Origin of the sequence: Paraburkholderia sp. BL10I2N1 (genome assembly GCF_004361815.1) — a bacterium.
In the GTDB taxonomy this organism is placed as follows: domain Bacteria; phylum Pseudomonadota; class Gammaproteobacteria; order Burkholderiales; family Burkholderiaceae; genus Paraburkholderia.
The window spans coordinates 1,665,635-1,687,084 of record NZ_SNWA01000002.1; the positions used below are offsets into that span (position 1 = coordinate 1,665,635).

The 21,450-nt window shown below is 62.4% G+C and carries 20 protein-coding genes and 1 pseudogene; 5 read left to right on the forward strand and 16 right to left on the reverse strand.

The window, feature by feature from the left end; all coding sequences use genetic code 11:
* Positions 1 to 32: 32 nt before the first annotated feature.
* The gene (folE, locus tag B0G77_RS29515; protein ID WP_133665438.1) at positions 33 to 677 is read left to right on the forward strand and encodes a GTP cyclohydrolase I FolE; all 645 of its coding nucleotides are present in this window, start codon (positions 33 to 35) and stop codon (positions 675 to 677) included.
* 16 nt (positions 678 to 693) lie between these two features.
* Here folE and B0G77_RS29520 read toward each other — a convergent pair whose 3' ends face one another.
* The 4 genes from B0G77_RS29520 to B0G77_RS29535 all read right to left on the reverse strand — a co-directional run bounded on the left by B0G77_RS29520 (position 694) and on the right by B0G77_RS29535 (position 3,903).
* Positions 694 to 1,605 (reverse strand): DMT family transporter, encoded by a 912-nt coding sequence (locus B0G77_RS29520; RefSeq protein WP_133665439.1) that lies wholly within the window; start codon positions 1,603 to 1,605, stop codon positions 694 to 696.
* A gap of 159 nt (positions 1,606 to 1,764) precedes the next feature.
* A complete protein-coding gene (locus B0G77_RS29525) occupies positions 1,765 to 2,583 on the reverse strand; it encodes an AraC family transcriptional regulator (protein ID WP_133665440.1) in 819 nt (272 codons plus the stop codon).
* 42 nt (positions 2,584 to 2,625) lie between these two features.
* Complete coding sequence (gene epsC / locus B0G77_RS45345; protein ID WP_133665441.1) at positions 2,626 to 3,552, reverse strand: serine O-acetyltransferase EpsC; 927 nt, start codon at positions 3,550 to 3,552, stop codon at positions 2,626 to 2,628.
* A gap of 117 nt (positions 3,553 to 3,669) precedes the next feature.
* Positions 3,670 to 3,903: a hypothetical protein gene (locus B0G77_RS29535; RefSeq protein WP_133665442.1), complete on the reverse strand. Its 234-nt coding sequence runs from the start codon at positions 3,901 to 3,903 to the stop codon at positions 3,670 to 3,672.
* A 292-nt stretch (positions 3,904 to 4,195) separates the two neighbouring features.
* Here B0G77_RS29535 and B0G77_RS29540 point away from each other — a divergent pair, with 292 nt between their 5' ends.
* Positions 4,196 to 4,651, forward strand: coding sequence for a DUF3005 domain-containing protein (locus B0G77_RS29540; protein ID WP_133665443.1), 456 nt, complete (start codon positions 4,196 to 4,198; stop codon positions 4,649 to 4,651).
* Positions 4,652 to 4,875: 224 nt separating this feature from the next.
* Positions 4,876 to 5,481: a short chain dehydrogenase gene (locus B0G77_RS29545; protein ID WP_133665444.1), complete on the forward strand. Its 606-nt coding sequence runs from the start codon at positions 4,876 to 4,878 to the stop codon at positions 5,479 to 5,481.
* 257 nt (positions 5,482 to 5,738) lie between these two features.
* Here the strand turns inward: B0G77_RS29545 and B0G77_RS29550 are convergent, their stop codons facing one another.
* The 9 genes and pseudogenes from B0G77_RS29550 to B0G77_RS29590 all read right to left on the reverse strand — a co-directional run bounded on the left by B0G77_RS29550 (position 5,739) and on the right by B0G77_RS29590 (position 16,338).
* Positions 5,739 to 6,743 carry a M23 family metallopeptidase gene (locus tag B0G77_RS29550; RefSeq protein WP_243751265.1) on the reverse strand — a complete coding sequence of 335 codons (1,005 nt, stop codon included), beginning with the start codon at positions 6,741 to 6,743 and terminating at the stop codon, positions 5,739 to 5,741.
* Between the two features lie 459 nt (positions 6,744 to 7,202).
* Positions 7,203 to 8,169, reverse strand: a pseudogene (locus B0G77_RS29555) (dihydroxy-acid dehydratase).
* Between the two features lie 53 nt (positions 8,170 to 8,222).
* Complete coding sequence (locus tag B0G77_RS29560) at positions 8,223 to 9,164, reverse strand: ABC transporter permease (protein WP_133665446.1); 942 nt, start codon at positions 9,162 to 9,164, stop codon at positions 8,223 to 8,225.
* Complete coding sequence (locus B0G77_RS29565) at positions 9,164 to 10,039, reverse strand: sugar ABC transporter permease (protein WP_133665447.1); 876 nt, start codon at positions 10,037 to 10,039, stop codon at positions 9,164 to 9,166. Before B0G77_RS29565 ends, B0G77_RS29560 begins: the two co-directional genes overlap by 1 nt.
* Entirely contained in the window at positions 10,036 to 11,115 is a 1,080-nt protein-coding gene (locus B0G77_RS29570; RefSeq protein ID WP_133665448.1) for an ABC transporter ATP-binding protein, read from the reverse strand. Before B0G77_RS29570 ends, B0G77_RS29565 begins: the two co-directional genes overlap by 4 nt.
* Positions 11,116 to 11,216: 101 nt before the next feature.
* A complete protein-coding gene (locus B0G77_RS29575; protein ID WP_133665449.1) occupies positions 11,217 to 12,386 on the reverse strand; it encodes an extracellular solute-binding protein in 1,170 nt (389 codons plus the stop codon).
* Positions 12,387 to 12,659: 273 nt separating this feature from the next.
* Positions 12,660 to 13,598: an SMP-30/gluconolactonase/LRE family protein gene (locus B0G77_RS29580; protein ID WP_133665450.1), complete on the reverse strand. Its 939-nt coding sequence runs from the start codon at positions 13,596 to 13,598 to the stop codon at positions 12,660 to 12,662.
* Between the two features lie 135 nt (positions 13,599 to 13,733).
* On the reverse strand, positions 13,734 to 15,314 hold the full coding sequence (locus B0G77_RS29585; protein WP_133665451.1) for an aldehyde dehydrogenase (NADP(+)): 1,581 nt from the start codon (positions 15,312 to 15,314) through the stop codon (positions 13,734 to 13,736).
* A 91-nt stretch (positions 15,315 to 15,405) separates the two neighbouring features.
* Entirely contained in the window at positions 15,406 to 16,338 is a 933-nt protein-coding gene (locus tag B0G77_RS29590) for a dihydrodipicolinate synthase family protein (RefSeq protein ID WP_133665452.1), read from the reverse strand.
* A 631-nt stretch (positions 16,339 to 16,969) separates the two neighbouring features.
* Here B0G77_RS29590 and B0G77_RS29595 point away from each other — a divergent pair.
* On the forward strand, positions 16,970 to 17,674 hold the full coding sequence (locus B0G77_RS29595) for a LuxR family transcriptional regulator (RefSeq protein WP_133666928.1): 705 nt from the start codon (positions 16,970 to 16,972) through the stop codon (positions 17,672 to 17,674).
* Here B0G77_RS29595 and B0G77_RS29600 read toward each other — a convergent pair.
* On the reverse strand, positions 17,658 to 17,981 hold the full coding sequence (locus tag B0G77_RS29600) for an XRE family transcriptional regulator (RefSeq protein WP_133665453.1): 324 nt from the start codon (positions 17,979 to 17,981) through the stop codon (positions 17,658 to 17,660). The two genes, B0G77_RS29595 and B0G77_RS29600, sit on opposite strands and share 17 nt — an antisense overlap.
* A gap of 148 nt (positions 17,982 to 18,129) precedes the next feature.
* On the opposite strand from B0G77_RS29600, the gene B0G77_RS29605 reads away from it, so the two are divergent.
* Positions 18,130 to 18,723, forward strand: coding sequence for an acyl-homoserine-lactone synthase (locus tag B0G77_RS29605; protein WP_133665454.1), 594 nt, complete (start codon positions 18,130 to 18,132; stop codon positions 18,721 to 18,723).
* Between the two features lie 75 nt (positions 18,724 to 18,798).
* On the opposite strand, the gene B0G77_RS29610 is transcribed toward B0G77_RS29605, so the two are convergent.
* Complete coding sequence (locus B0G77_RS29610; RefSeq protein WP_133666929.1) at positions 18,799 to 20,313, reverse strand: MFS transporter; 1,515 nt, start codon at positions 20,311 to 20,313, stop codon at positions 18,799 to 18,801.
* Between the two features lie 146 nt (positions 20,314 to 20,459).
* Positions 20,460 to 21,149 carry a FadR/GntR family transcriptional regulator gene (locus tag B0G77_RS29615; RefSeq protein ID WP_133666930.1) on the reverse strand — a complete coding sequence of 230 codons (690 nt, stop codon included), beginning with the start codon at positions 21,147 to 21,149 and terminating at the stop codon, positions 20,460 to 20,462.
* Between the last annotated feature and the right edge of the window lie 301 nt (positions 21,150 to 21,450).

A 21,450-nucleotide genomic window follows, 5' to 3' on the forward strand; every position in this document is an offset into this window, starting at 1 on the left:
GCCGGAAAACCGTCACCTGACAGGAGCACTGGATGGCCGCCGCTACTAAAAAAACGAAGAAGAGCACGAGCAACAATCCGCCCGCGCGCCCGACGCGTGCCGAAGCCGAAGCAGCCGTTCGGGTGCTATTGCGCTGGGCCGGCGACGATCCCGAGCGCGAAGGCCTGATCGATACGCCGTCGCGCGTCGTGCGTTCCTATGAAGAGTTCTTCGTAGGCTATTCGGTCGATCCGCGCGAGATTCTCGCGCGCACGTTTTCTGAGGTCGACGGCTACGACGAGATGATCGTGCTGAAGGACATCCGCTTCGAAAGCTACTGCGAGCACCACATGGTGCCGATCATCGGGCGCGCGCATGTGGCGTATCTGCCGGAGCATCGCGTGGTAGGCATATCGAAGCTCGCGCGGCTCGTCGACGCGTTCGCCAAGCGCCTGCAGATTCAGGAAAAGATGACGGTGCAGATCGCCGATACGCTAAACGAAGTGCTGCAACCGAAGGGAGTCGGCGTGATTCTCGAAGCGTCGCATCAATGCATGTCGACGCGCGGTGTGCACAAGGCGGGGGTCGCGATGGTCACGTCGCGGATGCTCGGCTCGTTCCGCACGGACCCGTCGACCCGGCGCGAGTTTCTGGCGATCGTCGCGAGCCCCTCCGCGGTCAGCGTGCCGAATACCTGAGCCCGGACGGGCCGGATCAAGCGTTTGCGCGGCGCGCGCGAACGACGCCCTCCAGGCTCGCGAGCAGCACAGCCCCAAGCACGCATGCCATGCCGGCCAGTTGCGCTGCGCTGATCGGCTCTCGCAGCACCCCAGCGGCAAGCGCGACCGCGGAAACCGGGACCAGCGCCGTCATCAGGCCCGCTTCCGCGCCGCTCACCCGCGCGGCGCCCGCATACCAGAGCACAAAGCCGCCCACCGTCGGCACCAGCGCGTAGTAGACGACGCCCGCGACAGCGCTCGCATTCACGTGTCCCGCCCATGGCTTTTCGAAGCAAAGCGCAGGGCCAAGGGCGACGATGAAGCCGATCCCGGTCATCAACGCCGACAGTTGCAGTGCCGGTACAGGCTGCCGCAATTTCCGGTTCAACAGGATGAACAGCGCCTCACAAAAGACCGCCGCGAATACCAGCGCGCCGCCGACCAACGCGCTTGCCGATCTCGATCCGGTGACCTCGTCAAGGCGCACCGTACAGACGAGCACGCCAGTCGTCGCGAGCGCGATTGCACCGAGCAACGCAGGACCGGGGCGTTCGCCAAGCGCGATCATCGCGACGAGCGCTGACACCGCGGGCAACGTGCCGGTGATGACACCGGCGTCGGCCGCCGACGCGAGTCTCATGCCGCTGATCAAAAGCACCGTGTAGCCAACACTTCCTGCGCCGGCTTGCGCGATGACGAGCCACCTGTCGTGCGCATCGAGCCTCGGCCAGCGCGCGCGCCGCACACGCATGACCGCGACAAACACCGGAAACGCGATGGCGAACCGCAACGCGGTGGCCGTGAACGGTGGCAACCCCGCCGCGATCATCTTGCTGACCACCACCGTGCTGCCGACACCCACCATCGCGAGGCCACAAAAAAGATAACCGGTCGTGCGCGAGTTCATGCTGCGTCCTTTTGCTTGGGGAACAAAGACGCAGCGTAGAACGTGCAGGAAAGGAAGGTCTTGAACGAAATTGCAGCGGCGTTTAGCCCGGGCTTTTAACTGCGCGGCGATGGCGTGTTTCGTTCTCGCTCGCCACCGCGTGGTATCGCTCGGCGCCGCTTAGCGCCGACGCATCGCCATCGCGTAGCTCGCAGGCGTGACGCCAAGGAGACGCACGAACGCCCGCGTCATATGGCTCTGATCTGCGAATCCGGCAGCCGCTGCGGCATCGGCAAGTGCCGCGCCGTGTGCGATCAACCGGCGCGCCAGCACAACGCGCCGCTGCATCCGGTACGCATGCGGCGGCAATCCAAGTTCATGCGCGAAGCTGCGCAGCAACTGGAAGCGGCTCATGCCAGCCTCAGCGGCAAGATCGGCAAGCGTGAGCGCCGAGGCAGGATCGTCGTCGATGCGCGCCCTGGCGTGTGCAATCGGCGCAGTCATCTGACGAAGCAGCCTCATCGTCGTATGCCGCGCGCCGACGTGGGCCAGCAACGCAAGCAGCGCTTCCTCGCGTGCCAGATCGTCGACCTGCGCGGCTTCGTCCACGGCAGCAGCGAACAGCCGCTCGAACAGCAACTTCAATACCGGATCGTGCGCGACAGGCCGCGTCAGTTCGACGGCGCGTGGCGCCGTCAGCGTGAGCTCACCCGCGGCATCGAACATCAGCGACGGCGCGAAATACAGCATCCGCCACGCACGGCCTCGCTCGTCGAGCGGACTGCCGTCATGCACTTCGCCGGGATTGCAGGTAATGACGTCATCGACGCGTGCTTCCACCGGCCCGCGCCCGCTCGCCGAGCGCTGCCCGCCACGCACAATCACGCCGATGCCGAAGCCGTCATGCGAATGCCGCGGAAACGCATGCGCGGTTTCCGCGATCGTCGCTTCGACTCCGTCGATCGCGCAGCGAGGCATCTGCACGCGGCCGCGTTGCATCGCCGCCTCAGTCGCTCAAAGCTGAAAGCGGGCTTGCAGCCATTAGCGCTTTCCCTCGTCGTTGCGCTCGCCTTCGCGAATCTTGCCCTGTGACACGCTGCTGCCCGGCGGCACACTATGCGTGAGCCACACGTTGCCGCCGATCACCGAACCGCGCCCGATGGTCACGCGCCCGAGGATCGTCGCGCCTGCGTAGATCACGACGTCGTCCTCGACGATCGGATGGCGCGCGTTCCCCTTTACCAGCGTGCCGTCGACGTCCGCTGCAAAGCTCTTCGCGCCGAGCGTCACGGCCTGATAGAGGCGCACGCGCTCGCCGATGATCGCCGTCTCGCCGATCACGACACCCGTGCCGTGGTCGATGAAGAAGCTCGACCCGATCTGCGCGCCCGGGTGAATGTCGATGCCAGTCGCCGAATGTGCAATCTCGTTAATAAAGCGCGCGAGGAGCGGCACACCCAGCCGGTGGAGCGCGTGCGCAAGCCGATGATGGGTCATCGCCCATACACCGGGATAGCACAGCAGAATTTCGGTAATGTGTTGCGCGGCGGGATCGCCCGCAAATGCGGCCTGAATATCGCTCACCAGCAGCGCGCGAATGCCCGGCAACTGCCTGCCGAATTCGCGCGCGACATCGAACGCGCGTACGCTGAGTTCGGTGTCCGGCGTGTCGGCGTGTTCGGGCAGGAAGCGCAGCGCCCGGCGAATCTGCTCCGCGAGCAGGCGCAGCGTGCTTTCAAGCGTATGCCCCACGTAGTAGTCGACGCTTTCGTCGGTCAGATCCGGCGCGCCGTAATGAGTCGGAAAAAGCGCAGCGCGCAGCCCGGCGACGATGTTGACCACGCCTTCCCGCGATGGCAATTCGCGGATGCCACGCGGATGTCGCGTGCGATGGAGTTGTTCACGCGACGCACGCAACTCGGCGACGATCTGTTCGAGACCCCAGTTGTGGGAAGACACGTTTGACATGATGAGGACCGCAGCCGCGCGCGAGGCGCGGCTCAGAGTGAAGTGTCCCAAAGATTACCGCGTTTTGCGGCAGGCCGCGCGCCGTGCCTGCGGACGAAGCCGGGAGAGCGATGGCCGTCAGATAGTGACGCTGCTCGCGTCGATCCAGCGCACCGCCCAGTCGCGCGCATGCGCGATAGCGGCGGCTTCGTCAGAAAAACGGAGGTCGGTCGGAAAAAAACGGTTGGCGACAAGTTCGCCGTCGCTTGAACGCGAGATCACGACATAGGGTTGATACGTGCCGTCGCCCGCTCGCGCCGGTGCACAGTTCAGCAAGTAGCCGCGATGTGTGAATGCAGCTTCGAAGTGCATGAGTCACCCGCCCTGACTGCCTCGTATGAAGGTGTGAGAGGCGCGGTGCCTTGTTGCAGCAGAGCCGTCAGCGGTCACTGACAGCGACCGTCATTAATGCGCGCCAACCCGTCGGACTAAGATCATACTCTGTAGAAAATGAGCGTTGCACGGAAAAAAGCAAAATATTCGGGAAGGTGAGTATGGGCTAAACGGTGCCCCGGCGAGCCCCGAGCGGGCGTACCTGGGTACAGCTTATGCTGGTGGATGAGGTGAGCTTTCCACCTTGTCGTTGGTCAACGGAGGTATCGCAATGGACACCGCTAACGAGAGAAAACCGCAAAGGGACGCAGCGACGCCAGTCGCCAAAAGTCCGCTTAGTGCAGAGCTTCACAACGACCGCACGCACGACAGCACCGTCGACACCGACGGCAAGAATCGCGAAGCGGCACGTCTTGCCGGACACAGCCCAATCGGCCCGGACGAAGTGACCACCTCCGACGCGACGCTCGACAACAGCGTGCCCGAGTCGCGTGACGGCTTCGCGGGTTTCGACAGTCGGGTGGGCGGCAATCATCTGCTGCTGGCGCTGGAGCCAGGCTACAGCGTGATCGACAAGGGCATGGTCGCGCCCGAAGAACCGCCGCGTATCGAAGAGCAACTCAATGAAGCCCGCTATTACGGCAACCGGCATGATCGCGGCCGGATGCACTATGCCTTGAACCATCAGCGGCCAACGCGCGTAATCGAACTCCAGCGCGCCACGTAGCGCGCGGTCCGGTGTACCGGTCGCGCATTTCGCCCGGGCGTTTGATTTTTCCGCGTGCCCCTCGTGGCACGCGGTTCCGTTTTGCGGGGTGCATTTAACGATATCGCGCTAACGTTTGCGTCAGATTCGAAACCGCAGGTTGCAGGACCTGCTCATCGATACCTCTTTTTCCTTCCGCGCGATCGGGTGACAATCCCTTGGCCATTCCTCATCTGGAGTATCAAATGAAAAAGGTAGTCGTGATCGGTGCTACGGGTACGCTCGGACGTGCAGTCGTTGCAGAATTGAAAACGCGGCATGAGGTGATCGAAGTCGGCGCAACGCGGGGTGCATACCAGGTCGACAGCACGAACCCCGCCAGCATCGAGAAGCTCTTTCCCCAAACCGGCAAAGTTGACGCGATCGTGACCACAATCGGTAAGGTTCACTTCGGCCCGTTGCCGGACATGACCGTCGACCAGTTCTGGGTCGGCCTGCGCGACAAGCTGATGGGGCAGATCAATGTGGTGCTGCTCGCGCAGCGCTACCTGAATGACGGGGGCTCGTTTACGCTGACGAGCGGGATCCTGGCCGACGAGCCGATCCGCGAAGGCGCAAGCGCGACGAGTGTGAATCTGGCACTGGAAGGTTTCGTGCGCGGTGCGGCTATCGAACTGCCGCGCGGCATCCGGATCAACCTCGTCAGCCCCACCGTGCTGGAAGAATCGATGGAAGCTTACGCGCCGTATTTCCGCGGCTTTGAGCCCGTCAGCGCAGCGCGTGCTGCGCTGGCGTATAGCCGCAGCGTGGAAGGCGCACAGACCGGGCGTGTGTACCGCGTCGGATACTGATCATTGATGGGCTGCAAACGGAGAGCTCGTTTGCGGCAATGCTGGCTGACGATGATGCGCCTGGCTTCGGCGAGGTGGCGTGGCTGAAATTTTTCTTATAGATATGGATACCTTATCGATTGAACAGGACACCACAGCGCTCTCCGTCTGGAGTGTTGACCAGAAAAATCTCGGCCGCACCACCTGTTTGCGCCAGAGCCTCGAAACTCACCGGGCACGAAACGACCGGCTCATCAAGGCACGCATGGCCTCGAGCCTCAAACCAACGAGCCCTCAGGGTTTGCAGGGCGATTCAGTGTTTCTTCAGCATTCGACGCCATTTTGGCCGTTGGAGTATCGACGGGAAGCGCTGCGAGTTGTTCGCGCATGGCGCCTGTCACCCTGTCGAACGCGACGCGCTGACTGGTCGTAAGCGGCGGCGCGCCGGCTCGGCTCGTCAACGTGAGCGGATCGACCGGTCGATTATTCAGTCGCACCTCGAAATGCAGATGGGGCCCCGTGGCCGTGCCGGTGCTGCCTACCGCGCCGAGCGGTTGTCCTTCAGTCACCGGCGCGCCGACGCGCAAATCGCGGGCAAAGGCCGACAGGTGCGCGTAGTGCGTCGTATAGCCTTGCGGATGACTGAGCACGACGGTATTACCGTACCCGGATTTGGTGCCAACGAACTGCACGGCTCCTGAGGCGGCCGCGCCAACGGGCGCCCCCTTCGGCGCGGCAAAGTCCACGCCTGTGTGCATGTGAGGCTTGCCCTTGACCGGATGGATTCGGTAACCGAATGGCGAACTGACCCGAACGTGATCGAGCGGCATCGAAAATGGCTCAGCGGCAAGCCGCTGTCCGTCGAATGAATAGTAGGCTCCGTCGGCTCGCCCCGGCGCGATAAACCACACAGCCTGGTACACCCCACCGCCTGACCGGAGTTCGACGGCCGTTACACGCTTGCGCTGTGTGGTTGCGTCGTCGCGCTCGTAGAGAACATGATAAGTGTCGCCCTCCTGCGCGGGCGCAGCGAGGTCGAGCCGGGCGGCAAAGATACGTGCGATCTGCTTCTGTATTTCGACCGGCACGCTGGCACGCACCAGGGTATCGCGCAACGTGCCTTCGATCCGCCCTGCGTATGAACCACTGCCGGTCTGCGGCATGACGGGCGGCGCAGCGGCAATGCCGGCCGAACCTCCGGAAACCTGTCCGACCCATTCAATGCGTTGCGCAGCCGGCACAGTCGCCTCAAGGGTCGCCTGGGTTGCGCAGGATGCGTTCACGCGACTGACTATTTCCGATACCGTCACCCAAGCCGACGCGCCCGCGATCGCAACCATGCCGCACAGCAATACGGCACGCGCTGGAGATTGAAATCGGGAATGCACCGAATGAGCCACTTTTTGGGCAATGGCCTGAGCGTTGGCGCAGACATGACGTAGATAGGGCAACAGCATCATTTCAAGACCTCGCAGTCGGAACAAAGGGCTGCGGGCAAGAATGACATTGCTTGAAACGCACGGCAGCGGGCGGACACCAGTTGGACCGGGAACCCAATGGACTGAGGGTTACCTTTTCGCGCTACACAACCCAGTAAGAGGAGCCCTTACTGTACGGACCACGGGTAGTCACGGGTATCAGCAAAATCCGATTATTGAGATAAATTCAGCGTAAGCCCTGTCCAACGGCGGGTGTCCTCCCAAAAAGGAGGACGACGGCCGTCTGTATTCGATGCGTCAAGCTCAGTGGATCTCTGGCTCCCCTTCGGTCTTCGCACCATCGCGTTGCAGGAAGTCGAAATCGCAGCCCTTGTCGGCCTGCAACACGTGGGCCTGATGCATGGCGCCGTAGCCGCGTTCGAAACGCGGCGCCGGCTGAACCCACATCGCCTTGCGACGCGCCAGTTCCCCGTCCGATACGAGCACGTTCAGCTTGCGCCGTGGTACATCGAGTTCGATCAGATCGCCATCCCGCACCAGCGCGAACGGCCCACCGATGAACGACTCCGGCGCAATATGCAGCACGCACGCGCCATAGCTTGTGCCGCTCATGCGCGCGTCGGAAATACGAGGCATGTCGCGGACGCCTTTTTGCAGAAGCTTCTTCGGAATCGGCGGTTGGCCCCATTCCGGCATGCCCGGCGCACCGACTGGCCCCGCGTGTTGCAGCACGATTACGCTGCTTTCGTCGACCTCGAGCCCGTCGTCGTCGATGCGTGCCGCCATGTCGTTGTAGTCGCGGAATACGACCGCGCGACCTGTATGGACGTGCAGCTTCGGATCTGCAGCGCCTGGCTTCATCACGGCGCCATCCGGGGCGATATTGCCGCGCAGGACCGCAAGACCGTTGCCCGGCATCAGCGGCGCAGTGCGACGGCGAATCACGTCGTCATTGAAGATTTTCGCGCTTTCGATGCATCGTGGTCGGCTTCTGGAACGGCTCCGACAACGTCTGCACAGGCAACTCGATCGGAAAACCCCCGGCCTGCCAGATGCCGCGGTTCACTTCCTCGACACGCTGTTTGAAATGCGTGTGGCAAGGATTCATCTCGCTCCACGTATTCAGGATCGCAATCACCGGCTTGCCGGCATATTCTTCGCGGCTGTAGCCCATCTGTGCAGTGCGCGAACGATGGCCGAACGAACGCAGATCGTTGACGCCGTACCAGCGATGGCTGCGCAATTCTTCGGGGGTCTTTCGTTTCGTCACGCTATCTCCAGCTACGTCTGATTAGAGCAACGCGACACATGCACATGCATACATCACGACTTCTGTTGCTTCACGCGCGACACGATCTGCGTCGGGCTCACGAACTGCAGTGCGATCAGCACCCAGATCAACGTGATCGCCATGTAGATCATCGCCATCGCATCGATCGATTGCGGCGCGCGCACACCCGTTGAAAATACGGCGTAGTACAGCGCGACGACCAGCGTCTGCGTCGCCGGCCCGGCTGTGAAGAACGTCAGCTCGAACATGCCGATCGTGCGGACGAGCACGAGCAACCCCGCTGCCAGCATGCCAGGCACCAGCAACGGCAGCAACACGTAGCGAAAATAGCGGAACGTGTTCGCGCCGAAAATGCGCGCCGCCGATTCGAGATTCGGATCGATCTGCTCGATGAAAGGCGTCATCACGAGAATTACGAACGGCAGCGCCGGCACGAGGTTCGCGAGGATCACGCCGGGCAGCGTCCCGGCCAGACCGACCTTGTACATCACGGTGGCCATCGGAATGCCGTAAGTGACAGGCGGCACCATCAACGGCAACAGGAATATGAGCATCACGAAGCGCTTGCCGGGAAACTGCACGCGGGCGAGCGCATAGGCGGCCGGCACCCCAAGCACAACCGACAGCAGCACGACGGCGCCCACTACTTCGACGGTGACCCACAGCACGCTGGCAAGCTGGAAGTCGCTCCAGGCCTGGGCGTACCAGTGCAGCGTGAATCCCTGCGGCAGCAACGTCCCGAACCAGCGTGTCGCGACCGAATTGACCGCGACCGTCGCAATCAGCAACACGACGTTGAGCAGGAAGAAGCCCATTGCGCCCCAGACGAGCGCTTTCCACAAACGATCGGGCAGACTCGTGCGCTGCCTTTCGGCCCGCGACGGCTGTGCGCCGTCGTTGCGCCCTTCGCGGTTTCCGTTGGCCTTCGGCGTGGACGCCGGCCACGGATGCGCGGCGTGGTGATCGGATGCCATCAGCCCTTCCCTCCAGTAACCGGTCCGCTATAAAAGAACCGGCGCGCGCCGAGCATTGCCGCGACGACCAGCAGTTGCACAAAGCCCATCACCATCGCAATGGCCGAGGCGAGCGAATAATCATAGTTTTCGAATGCCGCTTCCGCCGCGGCAATCGACATCACGCGCGTCGGCCCGGCGGGCGCGCCAAGCAGCACCGCGGACGGAAACACCGAAAACGCCTGCACGAATGACAGACAGGCGGCCATCGTCAAACCGGGCACGAGAAGCGGCAGATAGATCTGCCGGAACTGCTGCCAGGAGCCCGCCCCGAGTGTGGCCGCGGCGCTCGCGAGCGTCGGATCGATGCCAGTCACATACGACAGCGTCAACAGGAACGCGAACGGGAAGCCCGACACGATCAGCGAGATCAGCACGCCCCAGTAGTTATGCGTCAGCCGCACTTCATCCGTGTACAGATGCAGCCCCTGCAACGCCTGCGGAAACCAGCCATTCGGGCCGAAGTACGTCAGCATGCCGTCGGCGATCAGCACTGTGCCGAGCGTGACGGGAATCACCAGCAGCGTCGTGACCAGCTTCTGGTACGGCGAATTGCGGCGCAACGCAAACGCCACTGGAATCGACACGCCGACGTTTATCAGCGTCGCGGGCACAGCAAGCTTCAGTGTGACGATGATCGTCGGCCACATCGACGTGTCCGTGAAGAACGTCGTGTAGTTGCCCCAGATGCTGCCGCCATTCGTCGGCTGGAACGACAGCGCGAGACCGTAGAGGAACGGGTAGATGAACAGCGCGAGAATGAAGATCAGTGCGGGCGAGACGAGCCACGCCTTGGTATCGCGCGGCGCACGCGGCGCAAGCAGCGCGGCGCTCATGACGCTTCTCCGTCATACACCAGCGTGCGCGACGACGGCACGCGCAGGCTGACACGCTCGCCTTCGGCGAATTCGCCGGCAAGCCTTGCCCACAGCTCGCCGAATTCCGTCTTCACGCGAATCAGCGAATCGCGGCCGCCGTATTCGACGGTTGTGACGTCTGCGTCGAATGCGTTCTCCATGCCGGGAGCGGCCAGTTCCATATCCTCCGGACGCAGCGCGACGCTCACGCGCTTGCTGTTGAAACCTTCCATCGGCGTGCCGACGAGGCGCACGCCGTTCGCCGTTACCGCCACGCCTTCGCCTTGCATCCCTTCGAGCGTGAACGCCACGACGTTGCGATAGCCCATGAAGCGCGCGACATGCAGGTTCTTCGGCCGGCCGTAGACTTCCTTTGGCGCGGCAACCTGTTGCACGACGCCTTCCTTCATCACGACGATGCGGTCGGCCATCGACAGCGCTTCGTCCTGATCGTGCGTGACGTAAATCGTCGCGCGTTCGAGCTGGCTATGGATGCGGCGGATCTCCGCGCGCATTTCGATACGCAGTTTCGTGTCCAGATTGGATAACGGCTCATCCATCAGCACGAGCGGCGGTTCGATCACAATCGCCCGCGCAATCGCGACGCGTTGCTGCTGTCCACCCGACAGTTGCCCCGGCAGCTTGCGCTCATGGCCAACGAGCTGCACGAGCTGCAGCGCTTCGCGCGCGCGCCGGGCCGCTTCGCTTTTTGCCACACCGCGCATCTTGAGCCCGAAGCCGACGTTATCGAGCACCGACATATGAGGAAACAGCGCGTAGTTCTGGAACACCATACCGAAGCCGCGCTTTTCCGGCGGCAGCACGTCGATGCGCTTGTCGTCGAGCCAGATGCCGCCGCCCGTGAGCGGCTGCAGACCGGCGATGCAATTGAGCGCGGTCGACTTGCCGCACCCTGAAGGCCCCAGCAACGCGATAAATTCGCCGCGCTGGATGTTGAGATCAAGACCCTGCAAGGCCGCAACTGCGTGGCCTTCCGCATTCGTGAAGCTGCGGGAGACCGAGTCGAGACGTAGCTGCTCAAAGTGATGCTTCATGGCGGTTTCCTGACGCTGGCTGCGGCATTGCAAGTGACCTGCAATGCCGCCGCGCGGATCGTGTGAACGTGCTGTTACGTGCGTTGGGTACGGGTACTCCCTTACTTCGCCTTCGCCGCGCCGACTTCGCGGTCCCACTTCTGGAATGCGGCGACCATCGCAGCGGCGTCCAGTGGCAGGGCGTGCGGACGATCGGCCAGCAGCTTCGCGTATTCCGGGCGGCCGAATTTCTTCAGCACTTCCTGGCTGTGTTCAGGCGCCTGCGCTTCGGTCATACCCTTGATGGCCGGCCCCGGATAGAAGTAGCCGTCGTCATAGGTCAACGCCTGCTGTGCCGGTTCAAGCATGAAGTTGATCAGCTTGTAGAGCACGTCGACCTTTTCCTTCGGCACGCCCTTCGGGATCACCATGTAGTGGGCATCGTTCACCCACGTCATGTTGTCAAATGCCTGCACGCGGAATTCCGCCGGCACGATGCCGAGTGCGCGCGGATTGATGTCCCAGCCGGTCACGGTAACGGTCATGTCGCGCGTGCCCTCGCCGAGTTCCTTCATCACCGCCGACGTGCCGCCCGGGTAGTACGGAATGCAGTCGTTCAGCTGTTTGAGAAATGCCCAGGTCTTGTCCCAGCCGTTAATCGGATCGTGAGGATCCTTGTCGCCCAGCACGTAAGGCAGACCCATCAGGAAGGTGCGGCCCGGGCCGGAATTGGCGGGGCGCGCGTAGATCAGCTTGTTCGGATGCGCCTTGCACCATTGCAGCAGTTGGTCAGGGGTCTTCGGCGGATCGCTGACCTTGGCGGGGTTGTATTCGAGCAGCGGACCTGCAGGCATATAGCCCACCTCAAGGCCGTAGCCTTGGGCCAGGTCCTGCATCTTGCGCGGACCCGGCGCGTACTTGTCGAGTACTCCAGGGAAGGCGGCTGCGTTATCCGGCAGCAGCTTCTGCCACAGATTCTGCTCGATGCCGGCGGCGAGCGCGTCGGTGCCCGTCAGGACCAGATCGATGTCCGACCGGCCTGCCGCCTGCATGGCCTTGATCTTGCCCGGCAATTGCGGCGCGGGCGCGTTGGTGTACGTGATGTTCGAAACGAGATTGGGGTATTTCGCCTTGAATGCCTCAAAGCCCTTTTGCGTTAGTTGCAGATCGCCCGCGACGTCGACGATGTTCAACGTGACCGGATCGGCAGCACGCGCCACCGGCGCAAACGCGGCCCCGACCGCTACACACACAGCCGCCAACTTGACTGACACCTTGCCAGTAAAAGTCATTGCATCTCCTCGCTTCTTGGTATGGAAGTCCGCCGGTCATCTTGAGTAGTTGGCGGTACATGTCTCGCTTAGTGGAACATAGCTAACCAGGGTTGCTGATGTCAAGCAAATTGCAAGATACGGACGATATGACACCATTTGATGATATTGACTTAAATCTCTTTATTTACAATGGCTTGATTGCAAATCAATGTTTGCGGCCGGAGGTGCCACCCGGATTTCCCCCAATACTTGTTTGGCAACTTGTCACGCACGCCGGCCTGCGCACGAGTCTCAACCGCCCTTTACGCCCTGCGTATTCACATACAGCGAGTACAACCCATGACTCGCCGCCATGAACAGGCGGTTACGATGGCGGCCGCCGAAGCAGACGTTCGCGCAGCGCTCTGGCAGCGCGATATGGCCGATCGGCTCACCCTGCGGCGTGAACACGCGGACACCGTCGAGTTCGTCGGTGCCCATCCCCCAGCCGCACCACAGATTGCCGTGGATGTCGACGCGAAAGCCGTCCGGCGTTCCCTCGCCTGCATCGATCAGCACCCGGTTGTTTTCGAGCGTGCGTCCGTCGCCGCGAGCATCGAACACGCGGATCTTGCGGGGCGACTCGCGCGACGCTACGACGTAGAGCAACGACTCATCCGGCGAAAACGCCAGTCCGTTCGGGCCCGTGATGTCGTCCGCGACGACCGTCACCTCGCCCGACTGGCCATCGACGCGATAGACACACGCCGGCAGTTCTGACTCCAGCTGCTCGCCTTCGTAAAACCCGTCGATGCCGAAGGTCGGATCACTGAACCAGATCGAACCATCGGACTTCACGATCAGGTCGTTCGGAGAGTTGAAGCGCTTGCCGTGATAGCGATCGGCGAGGACGGTGATCGAGCCGTCGTACTCGGTACGCGTGATACGCCGTGTCAGATGCTCGCAACTGACGAGTCGTCCTTCGCGGTCACGCGTGTGGCCATTGGCGTTGTTCGACGGCTGGCGAAACGGCGTGACCACGCCACTCTCTTCGTCCCAGCGCAGGATGCGGTTGTTTGGAATGTCGCTCCAGAGCAGATAGCGCCCATCGCCGAACCACACCGGCCCTTCGGACCAGCGCGCCCCCTGATACAGGCATTCGACCGAGGCCGACGCGAGACGCAGCGCCGCGAAACGAGGATCGAGAACGCGAACGGCGGGATCAGGATAACGACGGCTGCTGTCTGTCATGGTGTTCCTTGTGTACGTAGCCTGGCGTCGACTCCTGCAAGCCTGCGACGCCCAGCGCAAACGCTCGCCTGCCTGGCGGCCTCCCGCTATCCGAAATCAGGCAGAGGCGAGCTGTTTCAAACGATCATCCTGCGATCAACCCTGGACAAGCTTGCCATCCCGTAGACGCCACAGCTTCAGCGGATTGTCGTCGAGGAGCGCCTCAGGCAGCAGCGCCGCAGGCAGGTCCTGATAGCAGACCGGGCGCAGGAAGCGCTCGATCGCCGTCGCGCCGACCGACGTCGCGCGTGCATCGGAGGTCGCCGGAAACGGTCCGCCGTGGACCATCGCATACGATACCTCGACGCCGGTAGGAAAGCCGTTCGCGAGAATGCGACCCGCCTTGCGTTCGAGCGTCGGCAGCAGTTGTCGAGCGAGTTCGTAGTCGTCGGGTTCGAGCTGAAGCGTCGCGGTCAGCTGACCTTCGAGGCGCTCCGCCACGCGGATCATCTCGTCGACATCGCTACAGGTCACGACCAGCGAAGTCGGTCCGAAGATTTCTTCCTCGAGTTCGGCGGATACCAGGAACTGCGCGGCCGTCGTCGTAAAGAGCGCAGGCAATGCGGCGCACGACGCGTCCGTCGGCGCGCCCTGTGCGACGCTGCGCACGCCGTCCGCTTCAGCGCGCCGTTCGATGGCTGCCTGGTAGGTACTGGCAATGCCGGCGGTCAGCATGGTCTGCGCTTCTTTCTTCGCGAACGCCTGCGCGGCGGCATCGATGAAACGCTGCGTATGCGGGCTGTCGAGCACGATCACGAGACCCGGGTTCGTGCAGAACTGGCCGACGCCAAGCGTCACTGAATCGACAAAGCCGGACGCAATCGCGTCGACGCGCTGTGCCAGCGCGCCGGGCAACAGGAAGAACGGATTGATGCTGCTCATCTCGGCGAACACGGGTATCGGCTCGCGACGCCTCGATGCAATGTCGACGAGCGCAAGTCCACCGCGCCGCGAACCCGTGAAGCCCACCGACCTGATCGCGGGATGTGCAACCAGCGCCTCGCCGATCGCATTGCCCGCACCCAGGACGAGCGAGAACACGCCTTCCGGCAGACCGCAGTCTGCGACGGCCTTCTGGATGGCCCGACCGACGAGTTCCGACGTGCCCAGGTGCGCCGGATGCGCCTTCACGACGACCGGGCAACCCGCCGCAAGCGCCGATGCCGTATCGCCACCGGCAACTGAAAACGCCAGCGGAAAATTGCTCGCGCCAAACACCGCAACCGGGCCGACGGGTATCTTCTGCAGGCGCAGATCGGAACGCGGCAACGGCTTGCGATCCGGCAACGCCGGATCAAGTGTTGCGGTGAGCCAGCGGCCATCGCGCACCAACGACGCAAACAGCCTCAACTGACCGACCGTGCGGCCACGTTCGCCCTCGATGCGCCCTTTCGGCAGCGCCGATTCGATATGTGCGCGGTCGATCAACGCGTTGCCAAGCGCGACGATATTGTCCGCAATCGCTTCGAGAAAACGCGCGCGCGTTTCAAGCGGTGCCAGGCGGTACGGATCGAACGCGCGGGTGGCCAGTTGACACGCCCGTTCGACATCGGCTGCACTGCCGCCGCCGAAGGTCGGTTCGATGTCGGCGTTACGCACCGGGTCGAACGCGCGCAGCGTGCCCTCGGTCCCGCGCACCGCGGAGGCGCCGATCAGCATGTTTCCGGTAATCTGCATTTTGCAACTCCTGTGAAACGCCGAACGGGCCGCGACTTGCGTGCGGCCCGGCAGCGGATAAGCCAGATAGCGGGACTACGTCCTCAGTTTTTCACGGACGCTCCGCAAGTTCGCGCTCGAACGCAAGCAGCGCCTGCGTCGCGGCGTCGATCTTCGCATGATGCTCCTGCGGCGTCGAACTGAGCAGCGGCGTGATCGCACCCATATCGGCGATCTTCGAGAAGGTCACCGCATCATGCAGGACGCGAATCAGCGAGATTTCGTCGCGCAGCGTTTCGAGCGGCATGAATGCGTCGTAAATGCGCTGCGCCTCTGCCGCGCGGTTTTCTTTCGCGGCTCGCAGGAGCGCCATCACCGAGTGCGAGGCGATACAGCCGGACCCCGTCGTCCACGCGGCCAGACCGAAATCGCGAAGATGCACGAGCGCGGGCCGCTCGCCCATGCCCGAGACGACTTTCGACGGACTCACGTTCTCGAGCAGACGCCGCAGGTAGGGATCGTCCGCCGGGTTATCGCGCACGATGGCGTATTTGACAGCGATGAGCGTGCCCCGGTCGACGAGCCGCGCAAGCGTATCGACATCCACATAGTTCTCGCTCTTGATATAGAGCGTGAGCGGCACGCCGGCTGCATCGACGATACGGGTAAGACCGGCTTCGACGCCTTCGGAAGTCGTAAATCCCCCAAGTGGCAACACCATCGCGGTACGGTAGTTCGTCTGTGCGAGGATGCGCGCCTGGTCGAGCATCTTGCCGTAGTCCGGACCGATGGCCGGAATCACGCGCGTTTGCGGGCCCGCACTTTCGGCGAGCAGATCGAGCAGTTCGCGGTATTCGCTGACGGCGACGTGATAGAGATTTGCATTGCCCGCGTACAGCAGCGTCCGCACGCCGCCTGCTTCGATGTGCCGGATCAGCTTGAGGTTCTCGGTAGCATCGAGTAAATAGTCAGCACGGCGGGCAAGCGGAGGCACAGCCATGACGCTGGCGGCAAACTCGTGTTCGAGAATGGGTGAAACGTTCATGGCACCTCAGGGACGAATGGGGTCAGGATGTTCCCCAAGGTAGCATCGCGTGTTTAATGTTGTCAAACAAATATAGTCGCGTGGATGCAGCCTCAGATAGCCAGCAGCCCGCCTGATAACAATACAAACATCACCATTTCAACGACTTGAGAGCAAACATGGGATTCTGGCGGGCAGAACTTCGCCACTCCGAAGAACAATTTCGTATGACAACCAATAGGGAATCTACGGAGAATCGCGGACCTGTCGAGAGTGTCTCCCTGATTTGTCAAACCGTTGATATTCGGGCTTTCAAAACAATGTGACAACCCGATTATCTATTTATGCTTAACCCACTCTAATAAGCCATCTCGAATCCTTACATTTATTCGCTATTTTTCGGGAATTCAGCGATATACGCAGGGCAAGCGGGAAATGAGCCCCATCGCGTGGGAGTGTTATGGATAGAGGCTTGCGGAGCGCCGGATACGTAGCCGCTCAACCCGATACGAATCGGGTTAATTACCAAATACAAATGATGATAAATTTACGTGTAGATTGCAGCGGGCCACCAATCCGCTTTGCAATGTCGGCAGCCTGGCCGGCCGCGATCTGAGGAGAGCCGTTTGTGCCGTTAAATTTCATTGAGCAGATGTCGCCGCTGCTCAACGCCAGCGATGAAGCGACGTGGTTCGAGGCGCTAGCTCGCCTTGCCAATCACTGGGGCTTCAACCAGATTCTCCTCGCGATGCTGCCGCGCCCGGGCATCCGGCTGGAGGACGCTTTCGTGCGCAGCACCTACTCACCCTCCTGGCGAAGAACCTACGACGAACAGGGGCTCATGCACATCGATCCGACGGTCGCGCATTGTGCGACGCGCGCTTCGCCGCTCGTCTGGTCGCCCGAAATCTTCACGACCGAGCCGCAGCAATCAATGTATGAGGAGGCTCGCGCCTACGGACTTCGCGCGGGGGTGTCGCTGCCTATTCACGGGCCGAGGCAAGAAGCCGGCATGCTGTGCTTCGTCAACGATAGCCAGCCGACTGAGGATTTCTGGCGACACGTCGATGCAGCCCTGCCGAATCTCGTCCTGTTGCGCGATGTCGTGATCGACACAAGCCAGCGCCATGTGAACGCACACGCGGAAGAGTTCATTCCGAAACTCACGCCGCGTGAGCTCGAATGTTTGAGGTGGACCGCGCGAGGCAAGTCCACCTGGGAGATTTCTCACATCCTGAACTGCTCGGAAGCCGTGGTGAACTTCCACATGAAGAACATCCGGACCAAGTTCGGCGTGAACTCGCGACGCGCGGCGGCGGTGATCGCCACGCAGCTAGGCGTCATTGAGCCAGACTGACCAGTTCCCGGGTGCCGCTGTCGTGCAGGATGCGCTCTGCGCGGCCCAGGTCACCGTCGGAAATTGTCTTCGTGAAATAGAGCCCGAGCAGGATTGACACGGGCGCCGGAATTTCCGCACCGGATTCGAAACGGCTGCCACGCGACTGCGTCACACCGAACCGTGCCCAGAACCGCCGCTGGCTTTCCTTCTTCTTTTTCCGGTACGCGATGATCGAAACGCGATCGACAGCGGACAGCACATCCGGCGTACGGGTGTGGGTGTCCGTGTGATGACTCGCCTGCCAGTAATTTTCGAGTTGTTCCATGATGTCCGTCCGTTGTTTGCCGCTGCCCACAACGATTCTCCCGAACTGGTGCGCGCCCTACACCTATCCAGGTAGGTAGGTAGTAATTCCATCCAGAATGCATAAGTTTTCATGCGTATTGGGTTGACCACTCGCATGGGAGAACGAAATGCAAGCAGCTATCCGGATTGGTTTGAGGCAAGACTTCGACAACAACCACATCAACGAAATGTACCGACTGCGAGCCCGCGTCTTTCACGGCCGGCTCGGATGGGACATTCCGACCATCGCCGGAATGGAAATCGACGGGTACGACGCGCTCGGCCCGCACTACATGCTGATCCAGAACAAGAGCGGCGAGGTTCGCGGATGTTGGCGACTGATGCCAACAGAAGGTCCCAACATGCTGAAGGATACGTTCCCGCAACTACTGCACGGCGAGGCCGCGCCGATCGGCCGCCACATCTGGGAATTGAGTCGTTTTGTGGTCGACACCAACGGTGAAGAGCAGGCATTCGGCTTCGCGGACCTGACGATGCACGCGATCCACGAACTCGTCACGTTCGCCGACCGGATGGGCATCACGCGCTACGTGACGGTCACCACGACGCCAATCGAGCGCCTGCTGCGCAAGACGGGAATCGAACTCAAACGTCTTGGGCCGCCGCTGCGAATCGGCGTTGAAAACGCGGTCGCACTGGATATTGCCGTGAGTCCGCAGACCCGCACGGCGCTATTCGGACCGATGGCAGCTGCAGCCTGACGCTTGACCGGCGGTGGTCTGTTAGCGGCCGCTACAACATGGCGCGGCGTTGACAGATCCCCGGACCGGGCGACGCTAGCTGCCACTGCGCCGGAAAGTGATGTGCGCAATCCGGCGCACCACGAATGCGGCCACCAGCGCTGCCCCGCCCGTCAGCATCACGCCGATGTGAATCGACTGCACCAGCACATGCCGCGCGGCGTCGACGAGACCCGCACCGTTCAGCCCTGCCTTGGCAAGCTGTGCGAGCAGCGAGTCGCGCAAGGTCTCATCGATCAGGATCCGCGGATCGGACAGATGCGGCAGCCAGGTCGAAGCCGCCGGCTCGCCCAGCACCCGCAACGAATCCTCGACGCCGGCGAGGTAGCGCCGGTTGACGATCGTCGCGACGATGCTGGTGCCGAGCATCCCGCCGACCATTCGGGTCGACTGCAGCAGTGCCGTCGTGATGCCGAACCGCTCACGGCCGGCGATCTCCTGCCCGAATACGTTCAGATTGTTCAGGATGAAACCGAGGCCAATACCGACCGCGGCCATCGCGAACTCCAGATAGACGTGCGGCGTGACCGGCGTGGCCAGCGCAAGCCCCACCGAGGCGGCGACCAGCAGAGAGAAACCAATCGACAGGATGAGCGTCGGTTTCGGCATGTGAATCACGATGCGCGTATTGATCACGCTGCCGAGCGCGATGCACGCGGCGATCGGCGTCGCCAGCAGGCCGGCCTGCTGCGGCGACAGGCCAAAACCGCCCTGCAACAGCAGCGGTGCGAAAAAGATCAGCGAAAACATCACGAAACCGGACAGCGTCGACAGGGTGAAGAGCGTGACCAGTCGTGCGTCCTTGAAGAGGTCGAGCGGCACGATCGGGTGCGTGGCGCGCCGCTCGCAGACGAGGAGCGCCGCCGCGCCGATCATCACCAGCCCGCCCAGCAGGAGGTTGCCGCCTGTCAGCCCTTCTTTCGGCACCGCCTCGATGAACATCTGAAAACCGCCGAGCACCAGCGCGACGAGCACCGCGCCGGTCCAGTCGATGCGCACTTCGCCGGTCGTCTCGCGGCGGTAGTTCGGCAGGTGGGCCCAGATGAAGTACAGCGCGAGGACACCAACCGGCAGATTGACGAGAAACGTCGAGCGCCAGCCGAAATGCTGGCTCAGCCAGCCGCCGAGCGACGGCCCCGCCGCCGTGCCGATCCCGTACGCCGCGGCCATGATGACCTGCCAGCGCACGCGCGCACGCGGATCGGGAAACAGATCGGGAATCGAAGCGAACGCGGTGCCCACCATCATGCCGCCGCCCACGCCCTGCAAGCCGCGCGCGGCGACCAGAAACGGCATGCTCGTGGCAAGGCCGCACAGCGCGGACGCCACGGTGAAGACGATCACAGCGGCAAGCACGAAGCGCTTGCGCCCGAAGTAGTCGCCGAGGCGGCCGAACACTGGCACGGTCACCACCGAGGCCAGCAGATAGGCGCTTGCGATCCACGCGTAGAACTCGAAGCCGCGCAACTCGGACACGATAGATGGCAGCGCGGTACTCACGACGGTCTGGTCGAGCGCGACCAGCATGTTGACGAGCGCGATGCCGAGCATGGCCAGCAACGCGTCACGGAAAGGCAGGGGCCTGGAACGATTCACTTCGGAACGGCGCCTCGCGGCGCGCAAAAGACAAAACGGCAATCAAAAGGCAACTGGCTGCGACCGGCGCAGCCAGCAAGAGAGCAGGAAAACAGCGGAAATTACGAACCGAACATGCGGTTGAGGGCGTTTTCGAGGTGAGCGCGCATCGCCTGCCCGGCGGCGGCGGAATCCTTGCGCCGAATCGCTTCGAGCACGGCCAGATGTTCGGCCTGCACGAGGCGCTGCCGTTCGACCGTTTTCACGAGCGACAGATTGCGCGACAGATTCATGCTGAAGACGATCTGCTCTTCGATAAACGACATCACGGTGATGAAAAACTGGTTCTTCGACGCGCGCGCCACAGCCAGGTGAAACGCGAAATCATCTTTCGCGCCGATGCCCTGCGTTTCAATGACCCGCTCCAGTTCGTCCCAGGCCAGCTGGATCGCGGCGATATCGTCGGCCTCGGCCTGTTGCGCGGCGAGCGCGGCCGCGCCGGCCTCGGTCACGATGCGGAATTCGTAGCAACGGCGAATATCGGAAAGTGTCTCGAGCGGCGCAAAGCGGCGCACGTCCGGATCGGGCCGACGCGCGACCGTGGTGCCCGAACCGTGCCGGGTGATGATGATGCCGTCCGCGCGCAGCCGGGCGAGCGCTTCGCGAACCGTCGGGCGCGACGTCTCGAAACGCTCGGCGAGAGCGTGCTCGGTAGGCAACCGCTCACCTTCCTTGTACTCGCCTTCGAGAATACGGTTCAGGATGTCCCCGTAGATCCTGTCGGGCAACCCGGATGATTTGCGCTCGTTCATCGTCGATGGCAGCAGCTTGTCTGAATTGAGCATGATTGTAAGGCAAACTGGCCTCGATCCTGACCGAAATATTTGACCAGCAAGGCGACCGACAGGCTGTGAAGCCCATATGACAGGGAGTTGGCGGACCCGGCGGCACGCCCCGCGCCGGCTAACCACTTGACTTACATCATGGGAAAGTGCGTCCTTTTCACGGATCATTTAAGCTTGCGCTGCACATGCATCTATCCCGCACTGGTCCTCCGGGACGTCTTGTCTTCCCCGAAGGACTGCGCGCGCCATCTGGTTCATCCGCTGCGGA